The organism is Aestuariivirga litoralis, assembly GCF_003234965.1.
GTDB lineage: Bacteria > Pseudomonadota > Alphaproteobacteria > Rhizobiales > Aestuariivirgaceae > Aestuariivirga > Aestuariivirga litoralis.
On sequence record NZ_QKVK01000002.1, the window covers coordinates 283,079 to 295,774 of the forward strand.

12 protein-coding genes are annotated in these 12,696 nt (G+C 65.7%); 7 read left to right on the forward strand and 5 right to left on the reverse strand.

Annotated elements, in window-relative coordinates; translation table 11 throughout:
* Nucleotides 1–46: 46 nt before the first annotated feature.
* Complete coding sequence (locus tag DK847_RS05275) at nt 47–1,318, reverse strand: aminopeptidase P family protein (RefSeq protein WP_111196587.1); 1,272 nt, start codon at nt 1,316–1,318, stop codon at nt 47–49.
* A gap of 112 nt (nt 1,319–1,430) precedes the next feature.
* Here DK847_RS05275 and gcvA point away from each other — a divergent pair, with 112 nt between their 5' ends.
* The 5 genes from gcvA to DK847_RS05300 all read left to right on the forward strand — a co-directional run bounded on the left by gcvA (nt 1,431) and on the right by DK847_RS05300 (nt 6,731).
* On the forward strand, nt 1,431–2,321 hold the full coding sequence (gcvA, locus tag DK847_RS05280) for a transcriptional regulator GcvA (protein WP_161957158.1): 891 nt from the start codon (nt 1,431–1,433) through the stop codon (nt 2,319–2,321).
* Between the two features lie 102 nt (nt 2,322–2,423).
* Nucleotides 2,424–3,404 carry a DUF535 family protein gene (locus tag DK847_RS05285; protein WP_111196589.1) on the forward strand — a complete coding sequence of 327 codons (981 nt, stop codon included), beginning with the start codon at nt 2,424–2,426 and terminating at the stop codon, nt 3,402–3,404.
* 105 nt (nt 3,405–3,509) lie between these two features.
* Nucleotides 3,510–4,727 (forward strand): MFS transporter, encoded by a 1,218-nt coding sequence (locus tag DK847_RS05290; RefSeq protein WP_111196590.1) that lies wholly within the window; start codon nt 3,510–3,512, stop codon nt 4,725–4,727.
* A 34-nt stretch (nt 4,728–4,761) separates the two neighbouring features.
* Nucleotides 4,762–5,769 (forward strand): GTP 3',8-cyclase MoaA, encoded by a 1,008-nt coding sequence (moaA, locus tag DK847_RS05295; RefSeq protein ID WP_111196591.1) that lies wholly within the window; start codon nt 4,762–4,764, stop codon nt 5,767–5,769.
* A gap of 53 nt (nt 5,770–5,822) precedes the next feature.
* A complete protein-coding gene (locus tag DK847_RS05300; RefSeq protein ID WP_111196592.1) occupies nt 5,823–6,731 on the forward strand; it encodes a DMT family transporter in 909 nt (302 codons plus the stop codon).
* Here DK847_RS05300 and DK847_RS05305 read toward each other — a convergent pair.
* Nucleotides 6,700–7,461: a sulfite exporter TauE/SafE family protein gene (locus DK847_RS05305; protein WP_111196593.1), complete on the reverse strand. Its 762-nt coding sequence runs from the start codon at nt 7,459–7,461 to the stop codon at nt 6,700–6,702. The two genes, DK847_RS05300 and DK847_RS05305, sit on opposite strands and share 32 nt — an antisense overlap.
* 221 nt (nt 7,462–7,682) lie before the next feature.
* Here DK847_RS05305 and DK847_RS05310 point away from each other — a divergent pair, with 221 nt between their 5' ends.
* Nucleotides 7,683–8,216, forward strand: coding sequence for an isoprenylcysteine carboxylmethyltransferase family protein (locus DK847_RS05310; RefSeq protein WP_111196594.1), 534 nt, complete (start codon nt 7,683–7,685; stop codon nt 8,214–8,216).
* On the opposite strand, the gene DK847_RS05315 is transcribed toward DK847_RS05310, so the two are convergent.
* Complete coding sequence (locus DK847_RS05315; RefSeq protein ID WP_111196595.1) at nt 8,213–8,671, reverse strand: copper chaperone PCu(A)C; 459 nt, start codon at nt 8,669–8,671, stop codon at nt 8,213–8,215. The genes DK847_RS05310 and DK847_RS05315 overlap by 4 nt on opposite strands.
* Here DK847_RS05315 and DK847_RS05320 point away from each other — a divergent pair.
* Nucleotides 8,670–9,398, forward strand: coding sequence for a DUF1194 domain-containing protein (locus DK847_RS05320; protein WP_161957159.1), 729 nt, complete (start codon nt 8,670–8,672; stop codon nt 9,396–9,398). The genes DK847_RS05315 and DK847_RS05320 overlap by 2 nt on opposite strands.
* A gap of 222 nt (nt 9,399–9,620) precedes the next feature.
* Here DK847_RS05320 and DK847_RS05325 read toward each other — a convergent pair whose 3' ends face one another.
* The gene (locus tag DK847_RS05325) at nt 9,621–11,219 is read right to left on the reverse strand and encodes a M20/M25/M40 family metallo-hydrolase (RefSeq protein ID WP_111196597.1); all 1,599 of its coding nucleotides are present in this window, start codon (nt 11,217–11,219) and stop codon (nt 9,621–9,623) included.
* Nucleotides 11,216–12,643: a MocR-like pyridoxine biosynthesis transcription factor PdxR gene (gene pdxR, locus DK847_RS05330; RefSeq protein WP_111196598.1), complete on the reverse strand. Its 1,428-nt coding sequence runs from the start codon at nt 12,641–12,643 to the stop codon at nt 11,216–11,218. Before pdxR ends, DK847_RS05325 begins: the two co-directional genes overlap by 4 nt.
* Between the last annotated feature and the right edge of the window lie 53 nt (nt 12,644–12,696).

Below are 12,696 nucleotides of genomic sequence, written 5' to 3' on the forward strand. Positions count from 1 at the left end.
CCTCCTGCGCCGCGCCCCATGAATAGACTTCGTGTCAGACGCGAAATCAGCGCTTCTTCTTGGCCGATTTCTTGGCAACTGCCTTCTTCCTGGACCCGCCGCCGGCCTTCACGATCAGGTGCTCGGGGCCATAGGGGAAGCCGGTGATGTTGCGGTTGCCCTTCTCGGTGATGACCAGGATGTCATGCTCGCGATAGCCGCCGGCACCCTTCTGGCCCTCGGGGATCATGATCATCGGCTCCATCGAGACGACCATGCCGGGCTCCAGCACGGTGTCGCAATCCTCGCGCAGCTCGAGGCCGCCCTCGCGGCCATAGTAGTGGCAGAGCACGCCGAAGGAGTGGCCATAGCCGAAGGTGCGGTACTTGAGGAGATCGTGCTTGGCATAGATCTCGTTCAGCGCCTTGGCGACGTCGGAGCACTTCGCACCCGGCACGAGCAGCTTCTTGCCCTCGTCATGGACGTGGCAGTTGATCTCCCACAGGCGAATGTGCTCCTTGGACGCCGTCTCGGCGAAGAGCGTGCGCTCGAGCGCGACGTAATAGCCCGCCACCATCGGGAAGCAGTTGAGGCTCAGGATGTCGCCTTTCCTGATCTTCTTCGAGGTGACGGGATTGTGTGCGCCGTCGGTGTTGACGCCCGACTGGAACCAGGTCCAGGTGTCGAGAAGCTCGCCCTGCGGCCAGACCTTGGCAATTTCGCGCACCATGGCCTGGGTCGAATGCAGCGCCACCTCATGTTCCGGAACGCCAACGGCAATGGCCTCGACGCAGGCCGCGCCGCCGATGTCGGCAATGCGCGTCATCTTGGTGATGTGCTTGATCTCTTCCGCGCTCTTGATCATGCGCAGCCGCATCGAGGGGGCTGCGACGTCGACGAACTCGACGCCCGGGAAGGCGTCTTCCAGCTGCTTGCGGAAGTCGAGGTTCACATGGTCGAACTCGATGCCGATGCGCCTGGCACCCTTCATCAGCGCCTTGATGGCAACGAAATAGTTCTCCTTCGACCAGTCGGTATAGGTCACGTTGTCGCCGAAGGTGCGGCGCGCCGGCTGGCCGCCGTCAATGGCAGCGGTGACGGAGGTCGTCTTGTTCGGCGTGATGACCAGGCCATACTTGCGGCCGAAGTAGCAATAGAGGAAGTCGGAGAGATAGTTGATGTTGTGGTAGCTGGTGAACAGGCAGGCATCGACCTTGGCCTTCTTCATCCAGCCCTTGATGCCGTCCTGGCGGCGCTTCATCTCGGCGTCCGAGAAGGTCGGCTTCGGCTTCTTGCCATTGTTGCGATAGTCGACGACCGCAGGGCGAGCGAGGTTCATGGTGGGCGTTTCTCCGGGTTTGAAATGTGCGGAATAACTTCCCCGGATAAGCCCTTGTGTCAAAAGACGATCCCTCACATAATCCATGAAATTTCCTCATGGAGCCTTCCCGGTGTCCCGCCTGCCCTCATTGAATGCGCTCCGCTGCTTCGAAGCCGCCGCCCGCTCGGGCTCCTTCTCGCGGGCAGCGGAGGAGCTGAACGTCACCCAGTCCGCCGTGAGCCACCAGGTGCGCCAGCTCGAACAGTGGTTCGGCATCACCCTGTTCGACCGGCTGGGCCGCCAGACCATGCCCACCCAGAAGGGCCAGGAACTCGCCCGCTCGCTGGCCGAGGCCTTCGACATCATGGCCGCCGCCTGCCGCCGCCTGCAGCAGTCGGACCAGGGGCCGGCCCTCACCATTGCCGCACTCCCCTCCTTCGCCACCATCTGGCTGATCCCCAAGCTGTCGCAGTTCTTCCGCGAGCACCCGGAGATCTCGGTGAAGGTGGTCTATGCCTTCGCCGACCACAAGGTGGACTTCGACGAGGTGGACATTGCGGTGCTGTGGGGGCCCGGCGAGTGGGACGGCTGCCGCTCCACGAAGCTGCTGCCCGGCAGCACGGTGCCGATCTGCAACCCGATCTACCTCGAGAAGGAAGGCCCCTTCGACGTGCCGCAGACCATCCTGGGCAAGCCCCTGCTCCATGATACCGACCGGCTGGACTGGCAGAACTGGATGCGCCACGCCGGCCTCAAGCATGCCGGCCCCTCGCCCGGCCCCATCTTCCAGGACTTCAACCTGCTGCGCGCCGCAGCGCTGGCCGGCCAGGGCATCGCGCTGTGCCCCAAGAGCTTGATCGCTGATGACCTCGCCTCGGGCCGCCTCGTTCAGCTCTTCGACATCGACATCAAGCAGGACTACGCCTACTCGATCATCGAGCCCGCCTCCGGCATCGCGCGCCGCACCGAGGCGCTCGACACCTTCAAGGACTGGCTGCTGAGCACGGCGAAGGGGCGATAGGACGGCGGGTTGAGACCAGCACGCCCCATGGACTGCCGGCCGCATTCATAACCGCGGGAAGCGGCCGCCGTTTGTGAATTGACTCCGGCACTAACCATAGCCATGAGCCATGCAATCGTCACCACAGACTTTGGCTCCGGCACTGCCTGCATGCGCATCCTCGTAGAACTACCAAGCAACATGCTTGCGAGGTACGCAACTTACCTGAAGCGGGTCATAAGCGGTTCGGATGTCGTCGTCCGGTTGTTGTTTGAACCACGTCTCCTGGCGACGCTGAGAGACAAGGCGTGCGGACTGGAGCCCGACAGGGCAAGGCAGCGCGGAGCCGTGCTTTCGACACTGTACAGGGTGACCTTCGAACTCCGGCCGCAGCGGATTTCCAGCCTCATGAACAGCAGCTCGATTCGAAACATATTCTGGGCCAACCTCCGCGTCTCGCAGCGCATAAAGGATGCCGGACTTCATGCTCAGTTGATGGGAAGCGGGATGACCGTTGCCGCTGTTCCGGCAAAGTCCGGGAATGTGACCGTCAAGCTAAGGTACAACAGATACATCAACATCGAGGAAGGGGATTTCATCCTGTTCGTGGAGTGTGACGGTTGCGTCGTCCACTTTCTCACATTCAGCTTCTGCACGGGAATGACCGGCCAGCCGGACCAAGCGGCCATCCTCATTGGCGGAAGCCAGGGTTGCCAGCCGCATCTCCGGGAGTTCCGCCGCCATCTGGTGAGGGACTGTTTCGACATTGCACCGGAAGAGGTGCTGATCCTGGCCATCCGCGGCCTAGCCCGCAAATTCGGATGTGGCTCCATCCTTGCCGTCGGATGCGACATTCATTCCAAGGCGATCGTGGATACGGACTACGAGCAGATGAAGCCGCAGCTGGAAAAATCCTACGATATGTTCTGGCTGTCACATGCGGCCCGGCGGCACTCCGACTATTACCTGTTCGATGTCTCGGAAGATCCGATACCCTCAGCCGTTCCTGCGGGAGAACACAAGGCGCGAAAACTGAGGAAGCGCGGCCTGAAACGGCATATTCTGGCCTGCGCCGAGGGCCTTTGGGAAGGCGAGAGGGCATAGGCTCGTCACGCCCCCGCTCCTTCCGCGGCAGAGGGCGACCCAACACATACCCAACCTGCCAACCCGGCATTGGCCACAACCCGCGTTTCCCGCTACGCAGTCTCCATGGTCACCACCCATTTCACCCCCGCCAAGGTCCAGGGCACCACCTATGCCGTGCTCTTCGCGGTCACGGCGGGGCACCTGATCAACGACACGCTGCAGGCGCTGCTGCTCTCGATCTATCCGTTGCTGCGCGACCTGCACAACCTGAGCTTTGCCCAGGTTGGCTTCATCACCATGGCCTTCCAGGCCACGGCCTCCGTGCTGCAGCCGCTGATCGGGCATTACACCGACAAGAAGCCCTTTCCCTTCTCGCTGCCGATCGCGCCGGCCCTGTCGCTCGTCGGCCTCGTGGTGGTGGGGCTCGCCCACAGCTACGAGATGATCCTGGTGGGCGCCACGCTCATCGGCATCGGCTCGTCGATCTTCCATCCGGAGGCCTCGCGGCTGGCGCGGCTGTCATCGGGCGGGCGCTTCGGCTTCGCGCAGTCGGTGTTCCAGGTGGGCGGCAACTTCGGCACCTCCATCGGGCCGCTGCTCGCCGCCTTCTTCGTGGTGCCGCATGGCCAGGGGAGCGTCGCGTGGCTGGCACTCCTCGCCCTCTTCTCCGTCGCCATCCTCAGCTATGCCGCCAAGTGGTATGCGCATCACCTTTCGCCCAAGAACGGGGTGAAGCGCGGCCATGTGCCGCCCAACCCGCTGCCGCGGCGCATGGTGATGACCTCGCTCACCGTGCTGCTCTGCCTGATGTTCTCGAAATTCGTCTACACCTCGTCGATGTCGAGCTTCTATACCTTCTACCTGATCGACACCTTCGGCCTCAGCCCCAAGGAAGCGCAGATCGACCTCTTCATCTATCTCGCCGCCTTCGCCGCGGGCACGCTGCTGGGCGGGCCCATCGGCGACAGGATCGGGCGCAAGGCCGTCATCTGGTTCTCGGTGCTGGGCGCCCTGCCCTTCACCCTCGCCCTGCCCTATGCCAACCACTTCTGGGCGGTCATGCTGTCCGTGCCCATCGGCTTCATCCTGGCCTCTGCCTTCTCGGCCATGCTGGTCTTTGCGCAGGAGCTGATGCCGGGGCGGGTTGGCATGATCTCGGGGCTGTTCTTCGGCCTCGCCTTCGGCATCGCGGCGGCGGGTGCAGCACTCCTCGGCGTGATCGCAGACTGGACCTCGATCGGCTTCGTCTTCCACGTCTGCTCCTTCCTGCCGGCCTTCGGGCTGCTCGCCATGTTCCTGCCCAGCCAGAAGCAGCTTGCGGCCGCGCAAGGTGCGGGTTGACCTTGCCGGTGTATACGCCCAAATATAACGCACCATGACCGCCCAACCTGCCCTGATCGACCCATTCGGACGCCACGTCAGCTACCTGCGCGTGTCGGTGACGGACCGTTGCGACTTCCGCTGCGTCTATTGCATGGCGGAGGACATGACCTTCCTGCCGAAGCGCGACCTGCTCTCGCTCGAGGAGCTGGACCGCGTCTGCACCGCCTTCATCGACAAGGGCGTGAAGAAGATCCGGCTGACCGGCGGCGAGCCACTGGTGCGCAAGGGCATCATGACACTGGTCGAGAGCCTTGGCCGCCACTTGAAGAGTGGCGCGCTGGAGGAACTCACCCTCACCACCAACGGCTCGCAGCTTGCCCGCTTCGCCGATGAACTCGCCGGTCATGGCGTCCGCCGCATCAATGTCTCGGTCGACACGCTGGACGAGGCGAAGTTCCGCCAGATCACCCGCTGGGGCGACCTGCCCAAGGTGAAGGAGGGCCTGAAGGCCGCGCAGAAGGCCGGCCTGTCGATCAAGATCAACGCCGTGGCGCTGAAGGGCGTCAACGACACCGAAATCCCCGAGATGCTGCGCTGGGCGCATGGGGAAGGCATGGACCTCACGCTGATCGAGACCATGCCGCTCGGTGACATCGACGGCGACCGGACAGACCAGTATCTCCCCCTCTCCGTCGTCCGCGCGCAGCTGATGGACCAGTTCACGCTGGAGGACATCGCCTACAAGACCGGCGGCCCGGCACGCTATGTGCGGGTGAAGGAGACGGACGGCCGCCTCGGCTTCATCACGCCGATGACCCATAATTTCTGCGAGAGCTGCAACCGTGTCCGCCTCACCTGCACCGGCACGCTCTACATGTGCCTCGGACAAGAGGACGCCGCCGACCTCCGCGCGCCGCTGCGCGCCTCGGAGGGGAACGAGCTTCTCAATGCCGCCATCGACGAGGCCATCGGGCGGAAGCCCAAGGGCCATGACTTCGTCATCGACCGCCGCCACAACAAGCCGGCGGTGGCGCGCCACATGAGCGTCACCGGCGGCTGAGCCTTGCAATTCCGGCATAGCGGCGCAGGGCGGAAGCGCGCTACCCATCGCTGATGCTCCGCCTGCCGCAAAACACCGCCCTCCGCGCCGGCGTCCTCATGGTCTGCGCCATGGGGTCCTTCGTCTGCAACGACACGATCGTGAAGATCGTCGGCAAGCATTTGCCGGTGGGCGAGCTGATCGCGCTGCGCGGCGTTATGGCCATGGCGATCCTCACCGCCATCTGCGCATCCCAGGGGTTGCTGAAGGAACTCCCCAAGATCCGCCAGAAGAACGTGCTGATGCGCTCGACCTGCGATCTCTTCGCCACCGTCGCCTTCGTCACCGCGCTGGTGCACATGCCCATCGCAAACCTGACATCCGTCATGCAGGCGGTGCCGCTGGCCGTGGCCCTGCTCTCCATGCTGTTCCTCGGCGAGGAGGTGGGCTGGCGGCGCATGATCGCCATCATCGGCGGATTCATCGGTGTGCTGATGATCGTCAAGCCCTCGGTTGCCAACTTCTCGATCTACGAGGTGCTGGCGCTGGCCATCGTGCTCTTCGTCGCGGTGAGGGACCTGCTGACCAAGACCATCCCCGCCCGCATCCCGGTCTTCGTGGTGGCGCTGGCGAATGCGGGCTTCGTCACCGCGGGCGGCCTGGCGCTGATCGCCTTCCAGGGCCTGACGCCGCCGGATTGGTGGGAGGTCGGCCTGCTGGCGCTCGCGGCCTGCTTCCTCTCCTCCGGCTATCTGCTGATGGTGGCCACACTCCGGCTGGGCGAGCTCACCGCCACGGCCCCCTTCCGCTATTCGGTGATGGTCTTCGCCATCATCTCCGGCATTGTCGTCTTCGGCGAGTTCCCGGACTGGATCGCCATTCTCGGCATGGTGTTGATCGTGGTCTGCGGGCTCTATGCCGCGCACCGCGAGGCGATCAGGGCCAGGGCCCTCAGTGATAGCGCAGGAATGCCAGCGCCGTGAGGCAGACGGCCCAGACGAGGATGCCCTTGCGCACATAGTGGTGCGGAATGCGCAGCGCCACCTTGGCGGTGAAATAGCCCGAGATCATCGCCCCCGTCATCATGACGAGCGACGGCACCCAGCGGATGACGCCCGCCTGCGCGAAGATCAGTATCGAGATCACCGTCATCAGCGTGATGGTGATGTTCCGGATGGCATTGGCCTGGTGCACGCTCATGTGGCTGAAGATCGCGTAGATCGCGAACATCACGATCCCCATGCCGAGCCCAAAGTAACCGCCATAGACGAAGACGATGAACTCCAGCACGAAGGACAGCCACAGCCAGCGCGTGCCGTCGAAGGCGAAGTCACGCTCGAGCTTGTTCTTCAGCCAGGGTCCGAAAGCGAAGGAGGTGGTGGCGAAGAGCAGGAGCCACGGGATCACCCGCTCGAAGGCCGCCTGCCCGGTGTGGATGAGGATCCACGAACCAAGCACGCCACCCGCCGCCGCGAGGCAGAGCCTCAGCCACAGGTGCTTCCTCACCTTCTTCAGCTCGTGCCGGTAGACGACGGTGCCCACGACATTGGCAGGCAGCACCGCGACGAAGTTGGAGGCATTGGCCTCGATCTCGGTCATGCCCGCCGCGAGCAGCAGCGGGAAGGTCATGAAGCCCGCCCCGCCCGCCATCACGTTGATGAAGCCCGCCAGCAGGCCGCCGGCGAAGAGCAGGATGATGTGCAGAAGGTCCAAGGCGGCGCGGTCTCTCGAGAAGGCTCCCGCCGTTATGACGGGTCTGGCGCAGGCTCCGCAAGGTGGCTTGGCTCAACCCTCCCCTCCCATCATCGCCGGGCTCGTCCCGGCGATCCTATTCCGCCGCCCGCAAAGGATGCCCGGGACGAGCCCGGTCATGATGAGCCCCGGGGCCATGAGCCCCCTTACCCCGCCCCCGGAATCCCCCTACACTCGCCCGCATGTGGCTCCATGTCCTGATCCTTGCCCTCGTCACCCTGCAGCGGGTGATCGAGCTCGTCATCGCCCACCGCAACACGAAGAAGATCGAGGCGCGCGGCGGTTTCGAGGTGGGGTCGAACCGCTATGGCTTCGTGGTGGCGCTGCAGGTGCTGTGGCTCGCCGGGCTGTGGTACCTCGTGCTGACCTATCTCCCGCCGATCGACCAGCCCTGGATCTATGCCTATGTGGTGCTCGAGGCGACGCGTGGCTGGATCGTGGCGGCGCTGGGCAGCAGCTGGACGACCAGGCTCATGGTGGTGCCGGGCGAAAAGCTCCCCGACGAGGGCTTCCACAGCTGGATCCGCCACGCCAACTATTTCGTGGTGGCAGCCGAGATCTTCATCCTGCCACTGGCCTTCGGGCTCATCTGGTATGCGCTGGGCTTCGGCATCCTGAACCTCGCCCTGCTGTTCTGGCGCATGAAGTCGGAGGACGCGGCGCTGCGGCCGCTCCGCGAGGAGCCCACCCCGGCCGAGGAAACGCCCGAGGCCTAGTTCATCTGGGCGACGCCGCCCACCTTCGCCTTCACCTGCACCTCGCCCGCCTTCTCGAAGGTGAGCGTGAGGTCGATCTCGTCTCCCTCCTTCAGCGGCCTTGTCAGCCCCATCAGCATGATGTGATAGCCGCCGGGCTTCATCTCCAGCATGCCATGGGCGGGAATGTCGATCGCATCGACATGCGCCATCTTCATCACGCCATCGACCTGCCTGGTCTCATGCAGCCCCGCCATCCGGGCGGCGGGGGTGGAGACGGCGACGAGCCGGTCGGCGTCGCCATGTAGCATCAGGCTCACATAGGCGGCCCCGGTTTCGGCGCCGGCCGTGGCCGAGGCGCGGGCATAGGCCTTCATCACCATAACGCTACTGGCATGGGCCCCCGGCGCCAGTGCTAGGATGGCGGAAAGGGTGAGGGCGATGGCGGCGGCGACTTCGATCAGGGGCTTGCGCATGGGAACCTCCGTGCGGGCGTTTTGGCGCGGCCTGCGCGGCCTGTCACGCGCCATGGCGTCGCAAGCCCCGCTGCTCGCCCTGCTGGCACTGCCGGCCGCGGCACAACAGCAGACGCCGGTGGCCGTCGAACTCGTCCTGGCGCTCGATGCCTCGGCCAGCGTCGACAAGCGGGAATTCGCATTGCAGGTCCAGGGCCTCGCCGCCGCCTTCCGCGACCCGGACGTGCAGCGCGCGGTGGAGGACCTGCAGCCGCTGGGTGCGGCTGTCGCCGTCGTGCAATGGGGCGGCCCGGGCGAGACGCAGATCGTGCTGCCCTTCACCCAGATGAACAGCGGGCGCGACGCCAAGGCCTTCGGCTTCCGCATGGGCCTCATCCACCGCTTCATGTGGGCCAGCGCCACCTCGATCGCCACCGGCATCAGCGACAGCGCGGCGCTGATCGAGGCCAACGAATTCGACGGCCAGCGCAAGGTGATCGACGTGGCGGGCGACGGCGAGGACAATGGCGAGGCGGACCTCGAGGCGGCGCGGCAGGCGGCACGCAAGCTGGGCATCATCATCAACGGGCTTCCCATCATGGCCGACAGCCCGGCCCTGGCCGACTACTACAGGCAGCGCGTCATCATCGGGCCGGACAGCTTCGTGGAGCCGGCACGGGATTTCGAGGACTATGCCCGGGCGATCCGGGCCAAGCTGCTGAAGGAACTGCGGCCCCTGGCGTCCTAGCCCACTCCCCTGATCCGTCATCCCGGCGAAAGCCGGGACCCCGCTTCCTTGCGGCCAGCAAAGCGGGGCCCCGGCTTTCGCCGGGGTGACGGGTCTGAAGGAGGTCTGGAGCCCCTCGGAAGGCGATAGGACGGTTTTCCGGTTTACCCAGCTAGGGGACTACCTGCTACTCAAACTACCCAAAATCAATCGTTACGAACTCGATATCGGGCCTATCATCCCTCACCCCCGCTCCAGCGCCCGGTCCACGGCGGTCGCCGGGATCCACCATTCCCGGCCGCGCGGGGTTTCGACATATTCCGGCCAGGGGAAGTCGATGGGCGGGGCATAGTCGCACCAGGGCGCCACATCCTCGGCCCGGGCGCGGCGCTCCCGGAACTCCGCCTGCGCCCGGTCGAGGGCGGCCTTGTCGGTCATCAGGTCAAGGATGGTGCCGGCGATGGTCTTGGCCGCCGTCTCCACCGTGGGGTCGATGGTGGCCGGGATGCCGCCCAGTGCGTTGAGTGCCCATTCGGGATAGCTGAAGCCCGGCGGCGCCTTGAGCACGGCGCGGCCGATGTAGAAGCGCACCGTGGGGGCGAACCACGTCATGTCGGTGTAGTCGTCGGAGGTGTAGTGCGTCTGCCAGGACGGCAGGTCGCGCCGCAGCCGGCGCTCCGCCTCCTCAGGCGGCACGAGTTCCGAGAGCTCGTCGGCGAAGGGCTCAGGCATCGGGTCGAGGCCCAGCTCCTTTTGCAGCGCCTGCGCCACCTTCACGGCATCGTCGCCATAGCGCGGCGCCCCGGCGCGTTCGAGGTTGCGGAAGGTGATCTCCGCCATGGCATGATTGGCGAGCCCGGGCTTCGACTTCGACACCCAGTGGCGTTTGACCGTGCAGTGGGCCGCCGCCGCCGCGGCCTCGGCATTGCGGTCGAGCACGGCGTAGATCTTCTTCAGCATGGCGACGTCCGGGCAGCGCGCCGCGAACATGATCATCGCCATCTGGGCGGCGAGGTTGTCGGCGGTGGCCTGGCCGCTGGCGAGGATCGTCTCGTTCAGCGTCCAGGTGCCGGAATGCGGCAGCATGTGGTCGCGCATCATCTTGGACAGCGTGTACATGGCGACGACCGCATCATTGGCACCGGGTGCCCGGGCCGCGGTGTGCGCGGCGGGAATGGGGGCGCCCGCCGCATCGGTCACGGCTCCTTGCAGCCACGTCTCCGGCCGCTCGCAGAGGAATTCGTAGATCGCCGCGTAATAGGGCCCGCAATGGGTGTCCCAGCGCGCCGTGTTGCAGAGCGGCAGCATGTAGAAGGGGTGGAAGGAGATGATGGCGTCGAGCCCGTCATAGTAACCCTTGGCGGCATGGATGGGCTTCGAGCCGCGCACCTTCTCGGCGGGTTCGCCCATGAAGCGGATGGTGCCGGTAATGCCGTTTTTCTCCATCGCCGCCTTGGCCGCAAGCGCCCCAACGAGCGAGCCCATGCCGAGGGCCGAATGCGGGTCGGTGTGGCCGCCCGCGAAGCGCGACAGGCCCTTTCGCGGCTGGCGCCACGGCACCGCGGCCTGGCAGTTGCCGGGCACCGCATCATATTCCGCATAGGCCATGATGGTGGGGCCCGGCCCGTTGGACCAGGTGGCGGCGAAGGCGGTGGGCATGCCGCCGGAGCCTTCCTCCACCGTGAAGCCCTCTTCGCGCAGCCTTTGCACATACCAGGCGGCCGAGCGGTATTCGCGCCAGGCGGTTTCGGCGAGATGCCAGATGTGGCTGTTCCAAGAGGACCAGTCCGGCTGCTTCTCCTCCACCCAGCGGAAGGCATCGCTCTTGGCGGCATCGCTCATGTCAACACTCCAATCAGTTTCGCAGCGGCCTGCTGCAGATCATCCTCGCTGAAGCCGGCGAAGCTCAGCAGCAAACCCTGCTCGCGCTTCCTCCCCGCATAATGGCTCGACAGCGACTGCGCCTCGATGCCCTTCGCGGCGAGCTTTTCGACCATCGCCTCGTCGCTCACCCCCGCGGGCAGGCGCAGCAGCAGCATGAGCCCGGCGGGCGAGGCATCGACGGTGAAGAGCTTGCCCTCGGCCTGCTTCAGCGCCTCGATCAACGCGCGCCGGCGCGCGGCGTAGATGCGGCGCATGCGGCGGATGTGGATGGCGAAGGCGCCGGAGCCCATGAACTCGGCCAAGGCCGGCTGGGCCATCAGCGAGGGGGGCGCGCCATGCGACAGGCGCTCCTCGCGGAAGCGCTTCACCAGCGCCAGCGGCACCACGATGTAGCCCAGCCTGACGATGGGCGAGAAGACCTTGGAGAAGGTGCCGGTGTAGATGACGCGGGCCCGCTTATCGAGGCTCATCAGCGCGGGCAGCGGCTTTCCGACATAGCGGTACTCGCTGTCGTAATCGTCCTCGATCACGATGGCATCGGCATCGGCCGCCCAGTCGAGCAGTTCCAGCCGCCGCGCGAGCGGCATGGTGACGCCCGTCGGATATTGCCGCGCAGGCGTCACGAAGGCGGCGCGCGCACCGGGCGCGCGGTCGCAGCCGCGGGTCACCACCATGCCCTCGGCATCGACGGGCACCGGAATGGCGGTGACGCCGCCCAGTGAGAAGATGCGCCGCGCCGTGGGGTAGCCCGGCTCCTCGAACCACACTTCGTCGCCGGGCTTCAGGATCGAGCGGCCGATGAGGTCGAAGGCATCGAGGCCACCCGCCGTCACGATCACCTGCTCCGCCGCGCAGTCGATGCCGCGCCATTCGTAAAGATGGCGCGCGATCGCCTCGCGCAGCGGCAGCCAGCCGAAAGGGTCGTTGTGCTCGAGCAGTGTCACCGGCGGGTTGCGCCAGAAGCGGCCGAGCAGGCGCCCCCAGTCGTCGTGCGGGAAATTCTCCCAGTCGACGAGGCCGGAGCGGAAGGGCCGCGCCGGCTCGCGCCTGCCCGTGGCGCGGGACGGTTCCCGCGCGCGCTCCTTGGGCGACGAGGTGAGCAGCGTCTCGGGGAGTTCCGCCGCGACCCTGGTGCCGGAGCCCGAGCGGGTTTCGAGATAGCCCTCGCTGACGAGCTGCTCATAGGCCTCGACCACCGTGGCGCGGGCGACGTTGAGCTCCTCCGAAAGGGCGCGTGTGGAGGGCAGCTTGGTCTGAGGCTTCAGGCGGCCGCTCAGCACCAGCGAGCGCAGCTGGCGCGCGATCTGGCTCTGGATCGGCTCGCGGTCGTCGCGGTCGATGCCGATCTCGCTGGAAGAGGTGCCGAGAAGTGGTCTGCTCATTGATGCCGAACTTGGTCCTTTCCGCCAGACCATATCGCAGGCATTCCGGGGGC